We start from the raw sequence: 14,955 nt of genomic DNA, 5'->3' as shown, positions 1-14,955 counted from the left end.
TATAAGTCTAATAGGCATATTTTTATAAAAATATGCCTATTAAAGTTATAGCAGATACTATTTGTATTATTCCTATGGATAGTCCGTATAATGAGACAGATTTTCCATGTTTTATAAGTTCTTTAAAATTAACTCTAAGTCCAATAGCTGCAAGTGCGATTATTTCAAGGTTATTACTTAAAATTTTAAAGGATTTTGAAAGAGAATTTGGTATAATGTTAAAACTAAATAGGGCACAGGTAATAAAGAATCCTATAACATACCAAGGAATATTGAATTTTTTCTTTTTATGATTTATGTTGTTATTTGTAATAGTTTTTTTATTTTTAAGAGTTTCAAGGAATAATACAACTACAACTAGTAATATTATACGTACGATTTTAAATATAGAAGATAAATCTTTTACAGAGTCATTAACCATAGCACCACTGGCAACAACTTGTCCTACTGATTGAAGAATACCACCTATCATAGCAGAAGTTTTAAAAGTTTCATGATTGTATAAAAATCCGGATATTAAAGGTAAAGAAATCATTAAAATTACACCAGTTACATTTACTATAGCTATAGAAATTCCTTTTTCATCATCAGTTGCATTTATAGCAGGGGCTGTAGCTCCAATTGCAGAAGAACCGCAGACAGCATTTCCACTAGCCATTAAAAATCTGAAATTGTCGCTAAAACCTAATTTTTTACCAATTATAAGAGCTGCAAAAATAGTTACAGACATCTGGCATACTATAAATGCTATGCCGGAGAGTCCTAAATTTAGTATTGTAGATACACTTAATGTACCACCTAAAAGAACTATTGAATAAGCTAATAAATCTGTTTCTGCAAATTTATATCCTTTTTGCAAACTTTTCTTATGTAAACAAGTGTTTCCTAAAGCCATGCCTAGAAAAATAGATATTGAAGATGCTCCAAGTTTAGGTAAAAATTTTGATAAAGATATACTTATATAAGCCACTATTATAGAAATAAAAAGTCCAGGAAAAATTTCAAAACTTTTGCTTATAAAATTATTAAATTTTTTATTCATTATAACAATCCTTTCTATGTAAAAAGTATTTTATTTAACTTGTTTATTAGTGATTTGAAACTATAAAAAAAGTATAATACTGAAAAAACCATAAGTAAAATAAATATATATCATGATAATCATTAAAAAAGATAATGATTATATATTCAAATTTTTATCAAATACTATATAATAATGTATAGGAAACATTTTTTAGTGATAAAAAAATATTATTGTTAGGATGTAGATAAATTATGTTAGAAGAATTAAAAACATTTATAGCAGTTGTTGAATATGAAAATTTTACAAAGGCAGGGGAAAGTATAAATCTATCACAGCCAAGTGTTAGTGTACATATTAAAAACTTAGAAGCTTATTTTAATACAGAACTTATTACTAGATCGGTAAAGAAAAAAACTATAGCAATTACTGAAAGTGGAGTTTTGCTTTATAAAAGAGCAAAAGAAATTTTAAAACTTTTAGAAAATACTAAGGATGAATTAAAAAATGTATCTAACACAATAAAAGGACATTTAAAAATAGGTGCAAGTCTTACTATAGGAGAATATTTTTTACCAGGTTTTCTAAGTGAATTTTCTAAAGAATATCCGGATGTTGAGATAGAGTTGCTTATTGAAAATACCACTAACATATGTGATAAGATAAAGAATTTAAAAATAGATATTGGACTTATAGAAGGGGTTGCGCCGTCCTTTGATTTTAATCAAAATTATTTTTTAGAAGATAGAATGGTACTTATGCTGCCTTATAATGATCCAATGGTTTCAAAAGAGTTTTCTTATACTTTACTTAAAGATAGAAGATGGATTGCTAGAGAAAATGGATCTGGAACTAGGGAATATTTGAATATGTTTTTAACCACTAAAGAAATTATACCTAAATCAATGATGGTACTTGGGAGTAATTATTCAGTTAAAGAAGCTGTTAAAAACAATTTAGGAATAACTCTTATATCAAATTATGTAGCTGAAGAAGGAGTGAAAAATAAAGAATTGTCTGTAATAGAATTAAAGGAAAATTATAAAAGACATTTTTCTTATATAACACCAAAAGATATAATGAGTTCTAAGGCTACCGATGTTTTTATAAAAAAACTTGTAGATTATTCATCTACTATAAATTGCTTTAAATAAAGTGCATAATTTTAAATTATATAATAGTAAGAAAAACATATTAGTGGATTTATCCACTAATATGTTAAAAAATAAATTTTAAGTGTTTTGTAAATCTGATTGTTAAAAAAAATTCAAACTAGATTAAAGTTTTAATTAAAAACTTTAATCTAAAAGCTTTAATGTTGCAAAAATTGCGAATAAACGTTAAAGTATTCACATTTTATTATAAAAGTTGTACAATATGTTTAATGAATTGAATGTTAAAATATTAACGATTTTATAAATGAAACTTGATATAAAATTAATATATTTAGGTTTTAGGTTTAAGGAGAGATTAAAATGTCAATCAAATCAAGAAAAGTTGCAATTGTTGGGACTGGATTAGTAGGTTCTAGTTGTGCTTATGCATTAGTTAATCAAGGTGTATGTGAAGAAATAATAATGATAGATATTAATAAGGATAGAGCTAAAAGTGAGGCATTAGATTTAATGCATTCTGTAGAATATATGTCTTTAAGAACTAAAGTTAGAGCTGGTAGTTATGAAGATTGTAATGATGTAGATGCAGTTGTAATAACTGCAGGACCACCTCCACAACCAGGGCAAACAAGATTAGACACTTTAGAAGTCAGTGCTAAAATATGTAATTCAATAGTAAAACCGATTATGAAATCAGGATTTAATGGATTCTTTATATTAGCATCAAATCCAGTTGATGTAATAGCATATCACGTATTAAAGTTATCAGGACTTCCTAAAAATAAAGTAATAGGAACAGGAACGGCCCTAGATACAGCTAGATTAAAATCAATAATATCAGAAAAACTAGGTGGTATAGATACAAGGTCAATACAAGCATTTGCTATGGGAGAACATGGGGATTCTCAAATGGTTCCATGGTCTTATGTAACTGTAGCAGGAGAATCCTTTTTAAAATTAATTAGTAATTACGATAAGTTTCAAGAGAATGATCTAGATAATATGGTAGAAGAAACTGCTAAAGCTGGTTGGGAAATAATAAATGGTAAGGGAAGTACTTATTATGGCATAGGAGCTACTGTTGTTGGAATTCTTAAAGCTATATTTCATGATGAGAAAAAAGTGATTCCAGTTTCTGCTTTATTAGAAGGAGAATATGAACAAAACAATGTATATATGGGTGTGCCTAGTATATTAGGTAAGAATGGAATAGAAAAAATAATTGAATTAGATTTAAAAGAAAATGAAAAATATAAATTTAATAATTCAGCCACTATTTTAAAAGAATACATATCTAAATTAGGTTATTAAAAAAAGACTATATGAAAAATTTCTATAAATTTTTCATATAGTCTTTTTTATTAATCAAAAACATGGATAATACTTACTAAAAGATAGTCAATATTAAACAATATAGTGTATAATGTATTTAAGGGGTGAGTTAAATGAATAAAATAAAAGATGTTTATGGAAAACAGTCGGAATATTCTATACAAGAAATTATGAGTAAGTATAGCAATTCTAATGTTAATTCTGAAAAGCCTATGGCATGGAATGGGTTTAAGGAATTTATAGTAGTTAAAAAGATTAAAGAAAATAATGATGTGATTTCATTTTATTTCAAAGCAAAAGATAAAAGTAAGCTTTTGAAACATAAGCCAGGGCAATTTTTTACTATAAAATTAAATAGTGAAGATGAAAAGTATAAAGATGAGATAAGAACTTATAGTTTATCAATGATGCCAAATGAAGAGTTTTATAGAATAAGCGTAAAGAAAGTGCCTAGTGGACTTATAAGTAATTATTTGCATGACAAAGTGGAAGTAGGTGATATTATTTATGGGATGGTTCCTATGGGATTGTTTACGATAAATGAAAATAATAAAGAAAAACCACTTGTATTAATATCAGGAGGAATAGGAATAACTCCACTTATATCTATGCTTTATGAAGAGGTAAAAATAAGAAAACAAATATTCTTTGTTCAGGCTATACAAAATTCTGATGTTGAAACCTTTAAAGATGAAATGAAAGAAATTATGAAAAATAGAGATAATGTAAGGAATATAGTTTTTTATAGCAATCCTAAGGATGATGATAGTTTAGGGAAAGATTATGACTTTAAAGGGAGAGTAGATTACAATTGGATTAAAAACAATCTACCGTTAAATGGTGATTTTTACTTTTGTGGACCACCTCCATTTATGAAAGGAATTTATAAAGCATTAAAAGAATTAGGTGTTAAAGAAGAATATATTAATTTTGAATTTTTTGGACCTAAACAAGATATGCTTGAGTAAAGGGAAAAATATTCTTATAATAAAAAGTCTACTATCAAGTAGACTTTTTATTATAAAAATATTTAAGAACATTTTAATTTTAAAAATTCAAATTCATAATAAATAACTAGTAACTATTTGAAAATATTATAACAATAGAAAAAAATGGTTAAGTATAATAATATGATACATAGAAGTAGAAAAATAAAAATATGAAAAATTTTATTTATTATATATAAAATATGGGGGAAAAAGGATGAATAATTTACCAAGTATTTTTGAAGAGTTTAGTGAAGCAAGAAAGAATGGATTTATAAAGGTTAAGAATTTTAAAGAAAGTGGAAAAAATGTAGTAGGTGTATTTTGTACATATACTCCATACGAGGTTATATATGCATCAGGGGCTATTCCAGTAGGACTTTGTGGTATGAGTGATGAACCAATACCAGATGCAGAAAAACATCTTCCTAAAAATTTATGTCCACTTATAAAATCAAGCTATGGATTTGCCTTAACAGAAAAATGTCCATATACATATTTTTCAGATTTATTAGTTGGAGAAACTACTTGTGATGGAAAAAAGAAAATGTATGAATATTTAGGTAAAATAAAGCCTATGCATGTAATGCATTTACCACAAGCTCAGGATAGAGAACATGCACTTAAGGTGTGGAAAAATGAAATAGAATACTTAAAAGAGTGTTTAGAAAAACAGTTTAATGTAAAAATTACAGATGAAAAATTAAGAGAAGCTATAAAAATAAAAAATGAAGAGAGAAAATTACTTCAAGAGTTTTATTCATTATCAAAGTTAACTCCACCACCAATAGGAGGACTTCAAATGTATAAGGTTCTAGAAGGAACTGGATTTAGTTTTGATAAAATAGAACAAAATAATAATATGAGAAAAATGATTGATGATATAAAAGAAGAATATAATAAAAATGGAAGTAAAATATCAAAAAATGCAAAAAGAATCTTAATTACAGGATGCCCTATTGGAGGAGCTATAGAAAAAGTTGTAGGAACTGTGGAAGAAAGTGGTGGGGTAGTTGTATGTTTTGAAAATTGTGGTGGAGTAAAAGAAAAAGCTCAGCTTGTAGATGAAAATAGAGACCCAATTGAAGCTATTGCAGAGAAATATTTAAAAATACCATGCTCTGTAATGTCAAATAATGATGGTAGATTAGAACTTTTAGATGAGCTTATAGATGAGTATAAAGTAGATGGTGTTATAGACGTTACACTACAAGCTTGTCATACTTATAATGTAGAATCAATGAAAGTAAAGAACTTTGTCAAAAATCAAAAAAATGTACAATATATGAGCTTAGAAACTGATTATTCTAAAACAGATTTAGGTCAAATAAAAACAAGAATAGCAGCATTTATTGAAATGCTTTAGTAAAATTATAGATTGACAATAACTAAAGTGAAAGTTTTGAAAAGGAGTAAAAGATGTATTATATAGGAATAGATATAGGATCAACAGCAGCTAAAGTTGCAGTTTTTGAGGAAGACAAGCTTATAGATACATTGTTAATGAAAACTGGATGGAATAGTAAAGAAACTGCAAGAGAAATAGAGGAAATACTAAATTCAAAAGGTATAACAAAAGAAAAAAGAAAAGTTGTAGCAACTGGATATGGTAGAGTTTCTGTACCATATTCAAATAAAGAGATTACTGAAATTACATGTCATGGAAAAGGTGCTGCATACTTAATGGGTGATAAAGCAATAGTTATAGATATAGGTGGACAAGACACCAAAGTTATATCAATAGAAGAAGGTATGATTACTAATTTCCTTATGAATGATAAATGTTCAGCAGGTACAGGAAGGTTTATAGAAATAATGGCAAATATTTTAGGCTTAGGTATAAAGGAATTATGTAATTTTGCTGAAAATGGTAGTGGTGTAACTATAAGTTCTATGTGCACAGTGTTTGCTGAATCAGAAGTTATAAGTTTAATTGGCAGTGGTGAAAAAAAAGAAAATATAGCGTTTGCAGTTATAGACTCTGTAGTTAACAAAGTCTCATCACTTTGTAATAAATTTGGAGATGGGGAACAATATTATTTAACAGGTGGTCTTAGTAATTGTCCTTATGTAGTTAAAAGCTTAGGTGAAAAGCTTGGAAAAGATTTAAAAACTCATACTCTTGCACATCATGCAGGAGCAATCGGGGCGGCACTTTTGGCCCAAAATATTAAATAGTTATAATGAATTATTATATTTAGGTTGTTAGTAAATAAACTTTCAACTGAAGTTCTAGGAAATTAATTTTCTATAGGACTAAAATTTCTATTTCTTATTATATAAATTGAAAGAAATGCTTTAAAGTGATTTACTCGTCATTTTAAGGCATTTCTTTTGCTATTATATAAATATTATATTTGTATTGAAAAATTTATAATTGAAAAATAACTAGAAAATTTGTATGATATATAAGACTTATCGTTTACAAATGTTTTGCATACTAAGATATGTGCAGCATAAAAAATATATTAGAAATACTATTTTATATTAAATTTAAACAACATAGGAGGAAGTTATGAAAAAGAAAGTTATAATTGATTGTGATCCAGGAATAGATGATTTTTTAGCATTATTGTTAGCTTTAAATTCAGAAGAATTAGAAGTCATAGGTATAACTATAGTAGGTGGAAATGTAGATTTGAATACTTGTGGAGAAAATGCATTAAAAGCATTAGAACTTACTAATTCTCTTCATATACCTGTTTACTTAGGGAATGACAAGCCACTTTGTAAAAAGTTAGAAAAAGCAGAAAATGTACATGGAGCTGATGGGTTAGGCAATACTAATCTACCAAAAGTTAAAAATGGAGTGTTGAATTATGGTGCAGAAGATTTTATAATAGAAACTTTACATAATAATGAACAAGTATCTATTATAGCATTAGCACCACTTACTAATATAGCTAAAGCTATAATGAAAGATAAGAGTGCATTTGAAAATTTAAATGAATTTGTTTCTATGGGTGGAACTTTTAAAGAATGTGGAAATTGTACTCCAGTTTCTGAATTTAATTATTATGTTGATCCCCATGCTGCCGATTATGTGTTAAAAAATATAGGTAAAAAAGTACATATTATTGGATTAGATGTTACTAACAAAACAGTTTTAACTCCAAACATGGTTGAATTTATCAGAATGATTGATGGAAAGTTATCAAAAGTAGTTTCTGAAATAACAAAATTTTATGGAGAATTTTATTGGAAGTTTGATAAGATAATAGGTTCAGTTATAAATGATCCATTAGCGGTAGGATATTTTATAGATAAAAGTATATGTAAGGGCTTTTCTTCTTACACAGAAATTTGCAAAGATGGTATTGCAGAGGGGATGTGTATAGTAGATAAAAATAATTTATGGCAAAAGGAACACAATTCTATAATACTTACAGAGGTAGATGCACAGAAATTCTTGAAAAAATTTATAAAATTATTATTAAAAGATAAAAAAGAAGAAGTGGAAAAGTATATAGATTTATTGTTTTAGAAACTTTGAAGTTAACTAACAAATAGGAAAATTTAGAAAATTTAATCTATTCTCAAAAATTCAAAATTTATAGAAATGCATTATCTTATAATATAAAATAATAATTAGGAACTATTAATAAAATTAAAGGTATGGTGATAAATTATGTGTTTAGGGTGTAGATTGGCTAATAATGAATTAGGAGTTTACAAAGTTTATGAAAATAACTTTTTTTCTGTAATTCTTGATAAAGCTCCATTTAATGAAGGACATTTATTAATTTTACCTAAAAGGCATGTTAAGGAAATTTATGATTTAACTTTAGAAGAATTAAACAACCTTTCTGATGTTTTAAGAAGTATGAGTAAACTATTACAAGAAACTTTTAGTCCAGATGGTATAACTATAATTCAAAATGGTGGAATTTTTAATGATTTATCCCACTTACATGTAAATGTAATTCCTAGATACGAAAATGATGGATTCAATTATGGAGATCCAGAAAATAAGTATTGTGCAAATTTAATTTTAAATAAGACTCAAAATAAATTGATAGAAAAAATTAAAAAATTAAAAATATAAACATTTATTATAAAAAGCAAGTCTAAAATATTAGACTTGCTTTTTTTGTGAAGTTGAAATAAATATATATAATAAATGTTAAAATTATCATAATTTATGAAAACATGTAAAATAACTAATTATAAGGCGGTAGAATATATACCAATATAAAATGATTAATAAATTGTTAAAATACAATTATTCATAAAAGTAAATAATGACTCAAAATTGAATAAAAAATAAAAAAATTCATTTTATACACAATAAATCTGTCAAAAAAATATAAAGTATAACATTTTACGAAGAAAAATGAAAAATATACTGTACTTTTTATAAAAAAGTGTTATACTAATAACTGTCAGAAGAAAATATAAAAATTATAAATAAAAAAAATATATTAAAAATTAATAAAGTTAGTGTTAATAAATAAAAAGAGTACATATAATTTACGAGGTGTAAATTAATTAAATATAAAATTATTTGGGGGAATATTAATGAGTATTAACTTAGAAAATTTAAAAATTAAAACATCAGAGAATATATATAGAAATTTAGCAGTATCACAGTTAGTTGAGTTTGCACTTGAAAATGGAGAAGGTAAACTTTCACAAAGTGGAGCTATTGTTGTTGAAACAGGAAAATATACAGGAAGATCGCCTAAAGATAGATTTATAGTTTGTCAAGAAAGTATAAAATCATTAGTTAACTGGAATGATACTAATCTTTCAATAGATGAAGAAACTTTTAATAAACTTTACAATAAAGTTATTAATTATTTAGAAGATAAAAATCTGTATGTATTTGATGGATATGTAGGAGCAGATGAAAAATATAAAATGGATATAACAGTTGTAGCTGAATATGCATCTCAAGCTCTTTTTGCAACTCAGTTATTTAGAAGACCTACAAAAGAACAATTAGATAAGCATAATACAGAATTTACAGTAATAGCAGCACCAGGATTTAAAGCTAATGGTAAAGAAGATGGTATAAATTCAGAAGCTTTTGTTTTAGTAAATTTTGAAAAGAAGATTATATTAATAGGGGGAACTCAATACTCAGGAGAAATTAAAAAATCAATATTCTCAGTAATGAATTTCTTATTACCTCAAAAAGGTGTATTTCCAATGCATTGCTCTGCTAATATAGGAGAAGATGGAGACACAGCAGTGTTCTTTGGTCTTTCAGGTACAGGAAAAACAACATTGTCAGCAGTTCCAGATAGAAAATTAATTGGTGATGATGAACATGGTTGGTCTGATGATGGAGTATTTAATTTTGAAGGTGGATGCTATGCAAAAACTATAAGATTAGATGCGGAAAAAGAAGCTCAAATATATAATGCTTTAAAATTTGGAGCAGTTTTAGAAAATGTAATTTTAGATGAAAAAAGGAATCCTGATTTTGATGATGAAAAGTTAACAGAGAATACTAGAGGAGCGTATCCAGTAGAGTATATAGATAATGCTGAATTAAGTGGAAAAGGTCAAAACCCAAGTACTGTAATATTTTTAACTGCAGATGCATTTGGTGTTATACCACCAATATCAAAACTAACAAAAGAAGCTGCAATGTATCACTTTATGTCAGGATATACTAGTAAACTAGCAGGAACAGAAAGAGGAATAACAAGTCCAAAAGCAACTTTTTCAGCATGCTTTGGGGAGCCATTTATGTTAATGAATCCTGAAGTATATGCTAAACTATTAGGCGAAAAAATAATTAAGCATAATACAGAAGTTTACTTAGTTAACACTGGATGGTCTGGTGGACAATACGGTGTTGGAAAAAGAATGAACTTAAAATATACAAGAGCAATGGTAAAGGCTGCTTTAAATGGAGAGCTTAGAAATGCTGAATTTGAAGAACACGAGATATTTAAAGTTTTAGTTCCAAAAGATATAAAAAATGTGCCAAGTGAAATTTTAAATCCTAAAAATACTTGGGAAGATAAAAATAATTATGATATAAAGGCAAAAGAGTTAGCTGGAAAATTCCATGATAATTTTAAAAAATTTGAAAATGTGAGTAAGGACATATTAAATGCCGGTCCTGAATATAAATAAATTCATATATAATTGTTACCAAACAAAAGGATTATTTTAACTTTGAAAAAGGTTGTACAAAACTTAATTTTTGTACAACCTTTTTTCTTTTAATGTTTTTAAAATATAAAAAATAATTATAATAACTATTAATAAATTTAAATTAAAGGCGATAAAAATACTAAGAAATATTTTAGGAGGACTTAAAATGAGCAAGGGCCCAAAAAAAAGTAAAATAATAGGTTTGTTAATGATAGTTATATGTGTTGGAATATTTGTTATATTTAATAAAAATAAACTGTCCTATTATGATTATAAATACAATGTTAAAATAACAAATTATAATAATATATATGAAGGCAATAATATAAAATTTTACTATATGGATGGAGAAAATGATTATCAAAAAAATATAAAAAAAGAATATAAACTTGATGATATAGTAAAAAAATCAGGAAATGATATAGAAAAAGCTTTTGCTATAATAAATTGGATTAAAGAAAAAGCTGAATTTAATATTAGTGCTATGAAAAATGGAGATACAACAAAAGAAATATTAGAAAAATTGACAACTACTAAATCACTGTCTGATGACGGATATTCTATAATTTTAGAGGAATCTTTATCTGCTTTAGGAACATATGTAAGAAAAGGTTCATTAGCTACTAAAAACCATATAAAACCTAAGCCTAAACAAGGGTTTAAAGTAATTGAAGTATGGAGCAATATACATGGAAAGTGGGTAATGATAGATGGTGGTAACGGTTGTTATATGACACTAAACGATATTCCATTAAGTGCTGTTGAAATTATAGAAAATGGGTTAGAAAATGTAAAGATTGTTGGTTTAAATTCAGAAAAAGAAGTAAGACAATATAAAAAGGATATGGCAAAATATTTTAATACTTATACAATTGCCATAGATAATAATAAGTTTACATCACCTAAAAGCAACTCTTTTGTAACATTTATTAAAAATGGGGAGGATATTCAAATTGAAAATCAAAGTGGATATATAAGTCCAACTTTATTTGTAACTAAACCAGATTTGTTTAATTTAAATCCACAAATAATTAATGGCGATAAAAATCAAGATGAGATTCCTACACTAATAATATCTAAGAAGGATAAAAAAGAGGATACGGATGGATCAATTAAGTTTACCGTTGGAGTATTTAATGATAGCGTCATGATGAAAAAATACTATATAAGTTTAAATGATGGAACTTATTCAGATGTAAATGATTATTATGATTTATCAATTTTAGAGGGAAAAACTAAAATATCTCTTTCAATAGATGGAAAAAAACCTATAAGGGAAATATTTTTTGAGAGGAAATAAAAATAGGAAGCAATTAAATGCTTCCTATTTTATTTTTAAAATATTTTTTTGCAGAAATAGTAATAGGTTTGAATTTTTGATATAATATTAATTATGGTGTTAATTGTAAAATGATTTTTATGAAATACTAATTGGGGAAATTTTATATTTATCAAGGAGGAAAAAGATTTGGAATTAAATTTGATATTAATACTTAAGGCAGTAATTATTGCCATAGTAGAAGGAATTACTGAATTTATACCAGTTTCATCTACAGGTCATATGATTATTGTTGGAGATTTAATAAATTTTAAAGGAAATTTTGCTAACATATTTTCTATAGTAATACAACTTGGAGCTATACTTGCAATAGTTGTATTATATTGGGATAAGTTATTTGGTTCAGTTAAAGAATTATTTAGTGCTATGGGAACTATATTTGGTAATATTAGCAGAAAAGGAAAAGTGAAAAATTTAAATTATAAACAAAGAAATAGTATAAAGTTTTGGAAAAATATTATTATAGCAACTATACCTGCAATGATATTAGGTTTATTATTTGATGATTTAATAGATAAATATTTATTTAATTCGCTTACAGTGGCTATAGGATTATTTGTTGGAGGGTTTTTACTATTATTAACAGAAAGACCATTAAAAAAGAAACAGAAGACTATGGATATAGATGGGATAAATTCGGCACAAGCATTAAAAGTAGGTGTATTTCAATGTTTAGCAATGTGGCCAGGCATGTCTAGATCTTCATCCACTATAATTGGAGGATGGTTTGGGGGAATTTCTACTGTAGCAGCAACGGAGTTTTCTTTTTTCTTAGCTATACCAGTTATGATTGGTGCTTCAGGGTTAAAGATATTTAAAAACTTAAATGGAATAACTAGTGGAGAGTGGCTAGTATTAGCTATTGGGTTTTTAGTAGCATTTATAGTAGCACTAATAGTAGTAGATAAATTTGTTAATTACTTAAAAAAGAAACCAATGAAAACTTTCGCTATATATAGAATATTTGTTTCTATAATATTATTTGTATTAATTTTTGCGAATGTAATAAGTTTATAATATTGATTAAAAGAGCATCTTTTTTATATTTATTTCAAAGATGCTCTTTTAATATTTGGTTTTAAAATAAATACCTTTAGATTACTTTAAAAATATCTTTATTTTTCTAACTTTATATTTATATAGGTTTAAATACATATTAAACTTTATTTACTAAAATTTTATTACGAGATTATAAAAGTAAGTATAACAGAATCCTATATATTATAAAATTATTTTATTAAGATTTTTCTTTTTTATTTTTATAGAGTTTTTATCACAAATTAAGGTTATAGAACCGTTTAAGTCTGTTCTATAAACCTTAATATTTTTATCTAATAAATTATTTAAAAGTGTTTTATTAGGGTGACCATAATCATTTCCTAAGCCACAGGAAATGATAGCAATGTCAGGATCAACTTTATCTAAAAAAGGTTCAATAGAAGAGGTTTTGCTTCCGTGATGTCCAATTTTTAAAATGTTGGATTGTATATCTAAATTTAAAAGTTGATTTTCAATTTCTTTTTCAGCATCTCCAGTAAATAAAAAATTATAATTTTTAAAATTTAACTTAAAAACTAAGGAGTAATTATTTAAATTATCGTAATAATCTTTTGTAGGAGAAAGTAATTCTAGTTTAATGTTTTCATTTAATTTCATTGTTTTTGGAGCAACAAGAGGAGTGATTTTAATGTTCTTTGCATTTAATTCTTTTATTAAATTTTTAAAAACAGGGGTATTAGCTGTAATTTTAGGAGAAAATATTTTATCTGTTTTCATATTTTTTAATATATAAGTAATACCACCTATGTGGTCATCATGAGGATGAGTTAGAAAGACATAGTTTAAAGTATGTACATTTTGTTTTTTTAAATAATTTAATAATTTAGGAGAAGTATCCTCAGTGCCACTATCTATTAAAATGTTTAAATTTTCATTTTGTATTAATATACTTTCACCTTGTCCAACATCAATATAATGCACAATCAATTCCTTATCATATCTATTTTTAGGTATAAGTAAAAATAAAAAAGATATAATACAGATAAAAATAATAACATGATTTCTAGAAATATATTTTTTCAAATAACATCACCTCTATTATATAGTGATATTAAAAAGTTTATCCAAAAGATAATAAATTAAACAAAAGCAATAAAAACATGTTTATATATAGACTTTTTTTTATAATATTGGTATAATAAAAAATAGGGCTTAGTTAGAAAAGGTATAATTTATGTAAATTTTAAAGAGTAGGTGATATAAATGAGAAAGTTTTGGTTTTTGTTACAAACTGTAATATATACAGTGTTTTCAGCTATTTTTATTCCTAAAGCTGAAAAATTAAAGAAAAAATCAAAAAAGGAATATAAAGACTATACAAATATTAAAGGAAAGGAATGGTCTAAATTCCTTTTAAAAGCAACTGGGCTTAATATAATAGTAAAAGGTAAAGAAAATGATATAGAAGGTCCGTGTTTATATGTATCTAATCACCAAAGTATAGTGGATATACCATTAATATTTTCAGTGGTAGAAAAACCATTAGGAGCTGTTGCTAAAAAAGAATTGGAAAAAATACCGGTATTATCATATTGGTGTAAAGCAATAGGATGTGTATTTTTAGATAGAGAAAACCCTAGAGAAGGTATAAAAGCTATACAAAAGGGAACTGAAAATTTAAAGAATGGGCAGTCTATGCTTATATTTCCAGAAGGAACAAGAAGCAAAAATGGACAAATAGGTGAATTTAAAAAAGGCAGTCTTAGAATGGCAATAAAGTCAGGTATGCCAATTGTACCAGTTACAGTAAAGGGTACTTATAAGATTTATGAAGGATACAAAGATGCTAAAAAAGAAAATAAAGATTGTATTTGTGTAATCCATGAGCCGATATATACAAAAGGTTTATCGAAAGATGAGTTAAATGATTTAGTAGAGAAATGTCAAGATATTATAGATAATACTTTAAAAAATCTATAAAGAAACAAGCTCTAATTTAAATTTATTCATTAAATTTTTGTTATCAGTTGATAAAAATAAGTACAAATATAG

13 protein-coding genes are annotated in these 14,955 nt (G+C 25.9%); 11 read left to right on the top strand and 2 right to left on the bottom strand.

The window, feature by feature from the left end:
• Positions 1 to 22: 22 nt before the first annotated feature.
• The gene (locus tag CSGHG_RS17535; RefSeq protein ID WP_010299001.1) at positions 23 to 1,042 is read right to left on the bottom strand and encodes a YeiH family protein; all 1,020 of its coding nucleotides are present in this window, start codon (positions 1,040 to 1,042) and stop codon (positions 23 to 25) included.
• Positions 1,043 to 1,275: 233 nt separating this feature from the next.
• Between CSGHG_RS17535 and CSGHG_RS17530 the strand changes: the two genes are divergently transcribed.
• From CSGHG_RS17530 to CSGHG_RS17485, 10 genes are all read left to right on the top strand, one after another.
• Entirely contained in the window at positions 1,276 to 2,175 is a 900-nt protein-coding gene (locus CSGHG_RS17530) for a LysR substrate-binding domain-containing protein (protein WP_010298998.1), read from the top strand.
• Positions 2,176 to 2,496: 321 nt separating this feature from the next.
• Positions 2,497 to 3,447 (top strand): L-lactate dehydrogenase, encoded by a 951-nt coding sequence (locus CSGHG_RS17525; protein WP_010298993.1) that lies wholly within the window; start codon positions 2,497 to 2,499, stop codon positions 3,445 to 3,447.
• Positions 3,448 to 3,581: 134 nt separating this feature from the next.
• Positions 3,582 to 4,436: an FAD-binding oxidoreductase gene (locus CSGHG_RS17520; RefSeq protein WP_010298989.1), complete on the top strand. Its 855-nt coding sequence runs from the start codon at positions 3,582 to 3,584 to the stop codon at positions 4,434 to 4,436.
• A gap of 235 nt (positions 4,437 to 4,671) precedes the next feature.
• Complete coding sequence (locus CSGHG_RS17515; protein ID WP_010298439.1) at positions 4,672 to 5,820, top strand: double-cubane-cluster-containing anaerobic reductase; 1,149 nt, start codon at positions 4,672 to 4,674, stop codon at positions 5,818 to 5,820.
• A 53-nt stretch (positions 5,821 to 5,873) separates the two neighbouring features.
• Entirely contained in the window at positions 5,874 to 6,632 is a 759-nt protein-coding gene (locus CSGHG_RS17510; RefSeq protein WP_010298435.1) for an acyl-CoA dehydratase activase, read from the top strand.
• A 337-nt stretch (positions 6,633 to 6,969) separates the two neighbouring features.
• Positions 6,970 to 7,938 carry a nucleoside hydrolase gene (locus CSGHG_RS17505; RefSeq protein ID WP_010298431.1) on the top strand — a complete coding sequence of 323 codons (969 nt, stop codon included), beginning with the start codon at positions 6,970 to 6,972 and terminating at the stop codon, positions 7,936 to 7,938.
• A 144-nt stretch (positions 7,939 to 8,082) separates the two neighbouring features.
• Complete coding sequence (locus CSGHG_RS17500; protein WP_010298429.1) at positions 8,083 to 8,499, top strand: HIT family protein; 417 nt, start codon at positions 8,083 to 8,085, stop codon at positions 8,497 to 8,499.
• 473 nt (positions 8,500 to 8,972) lie between these two features.
• Positions 8,973 to 10,544, top strand: coding sequence for a phosphoenolpyruvate carboxykinase (ATP) (gene pckA / locus CSGHG_RS17495; protein ID WP_010298424.1), 1,572 nt, complete (start codon positions 8,973 to 8,975; stop codon positions 10,542 to 10,544).
• A gap of 187 nt (positions 10,545 to 10,731) precedes the next feature.
• Entirely contained in the window at positions 10,732 to 11,865 is a 1,134-nt protein-coding gene (locus CSGHG_RS22190) for a hypothetical protein (RefSeq protein WP_010298421.1), read from the top strand.
• A gap of 168 nt (positions 11,866 to 12,033) precedes the next feature.
• Positions 12,034 to 12,921: an undecaprenyl-diphosphate phosphatase gene (locus tag CSGHG_RS17485; RefSeq protein ID WP_010298417.1), complete on the top strand. Its 888-nt coding sequence runs from the start codon at positions 12,034 to 12,036 to the stop codon at positions 12,919 to 12,921.
• A 204-nt stretch (positions 12,922 to 13,125) separates the two neighbouring features.
• On the opposite strand, the gene CSGHG_RS17480 is transcribed toward CSGHG_RS17485, so the two are convergent.
• A complete protein-coding gene (locus CSGHG_RS17480; protein ID WP_010298415.1) occupies positions 13,126 to 13,986 on the bottom strand; it encodes a ComEC/Rec2 family competence protein in 861 nt (286 codons plus the stop codon).
• A 180-nt stretch (positions 13,987 to 14,166) separates the two neighbouring features.
• On the opposite strand from CSGHG_RS17480, the gene CSGHG_RS17475 reads away from it, so the two are divergent.
• The gene (locus tag CSGHG_RS17475; protein ID WP_010298412.1) at positions 14,167 to 14,883 is read left to right on the top strand and encodes a lysophospholipid acyltransferase family protein; all 717 of its coding nucleotides are present in this window, start codon (positions 14,167 to 14,169) and stop codon (positions 14,881 to 14,883) included.
• Positions 14,884 to 14,955 lie beyond the last annotated feature (72 nt).

Origin of the sequence: Clostridium senegalense JC122 (assembly GCF_000285575.1) — a bacterium.
Lineage (GTDB): Bacteria > Bacillota > Clostridia > Clostridiales > Clostridiaceae > Clostridium_J > Clostridium_J senegalense.
This window is presented reverse-complemented; position numbering and strand designations above follow the sequence as displayed.